The following is a 1,264-nucleotide window of genomic DNA, read 5'->3' as shown; positions in this document are numbered from 1 at the left end:
GCGCCGGTCGGCAGGACGATGCCGGCCGGCACCGCGCAGTGCGAACCTGACGGCATGACCACCACTCGTACCTGCCGGCTCGGTCTACGGATCGCCTCCACCGCCCTTGCCACCGCTGCTCTCGCCGCGCTCGCGCCCGGAGCCGCAGCGGCTCCGACCACCCCGCGCGGGGGCTCCACCGGCTTACGGGCCGAGCTGGACGCCCTGGTCGAGCAGGGCGGAAGCACGGCGGCGCTCGCGGAGGTCCGCGACCACGGACGCGCCGTCTGGCGCGGCGCGGCGGGCGTCCGGGACCTGACGACCGGCCGGCCGGCGCGCGCCGACGGGCGGTTCAGGATCGGCAGCGTCACCAAGGTCTTCGTCTCGACCGTCACCCTCCAGCTGGTCGCCGAGGGACGGCTCGCGCTCGACGACCCGATCGAGCACCACCTGCCGGGCGTCGTGCCCGGCGGCGAGGCCATCACCGTCCGCCAACTCCTCAACCACACCAGCGGACTGCACGACTACTCCGACGATCCCCGCAGCCACCCGCACGACGACGCGGGCGAGCGGCAGTACCTCGCCACCGGACGCTGGGTCGCCTACAGCCCGCGGCAGTTGGTGGCCATCGGCACCGCCATGCCGCCCTACTCCGCCCCCGGCCAGGGCTTCCACTACTCCAACACCAACTACGTCGTCATCGGCATGCTGATCCGGCAGGTCACCGGGCACAGCTGGCAGGCGGCGGTGAAGGAGCGGATCATCCGGCCGCTCGGGCTGCGCCACACCTCCCTGCCGGTCTTCTCCACCGCCGTCCCGGGGCCGCACGCGCACGCCTACCTCGCACTCCCCGAGGGCCCGGCGGACGTCACCCGGATCTCCCCGACCATCGCCGACGCGGCCGGTGCCGGGATCTCCACCACCTCCGACCTCAACCGCTTCCACGCGGCACTGTTCGGCGGCCGGCTGCTCGCCCCGGCCCAGCTCGCCGAGATGACCACCACCGCCGACGTCCCCGGCGCCGGTCGCGACGAGTACGGACTCGGCCTGATCCACTACCAACTCTCCTGCGGCCAGGCCTGGGGCCACCTCGGCGACATGCCCGGCTACTCGACCGCCCTGATCGGCACGCCGGACGGCAGCCGCCAGCTCACGCTGTCCACCAACGAGTACGACAAGAGCGATCCCGAGAAGGCCGACCGCCTCTACCAGGCCCTCATCGACGACGCCCTCTGCGGCAAGACATCGGGGTGACGGCAGGCGGTTCATGGCCTTCCACTGCCCC

1 protein-coding gene is annotated in these 1,264 nt (G+C 73.1%); it reads left to right on the top strand.

The window, feature by feature from the left end; all coding sequences use genetic code 11:
* The coding region (locus tag AB0O00_RS40100) for a serine hydrolase domain-containing protein (RefSeq protein ID WP_363659599.1) at window positions 1–1,233 on the top strand (1,233 nt) is incomplete at its 5' end.
* Window positions 1,234–1,264: the final 31 nt, after the last annotated feature.

The organism is Kitasatospora sp. NPDC093558, from assembly GCF_040683475.1.
Classification (GTDB): domain Bacteria; phylum Actinomycetota; class Actinomycetes; order Streptomycetales; family Streptomycetaceae; genus Kitasatospora.
This window is presented reverse-complemented; position numbering and strand designations above follow the sequence as displayed.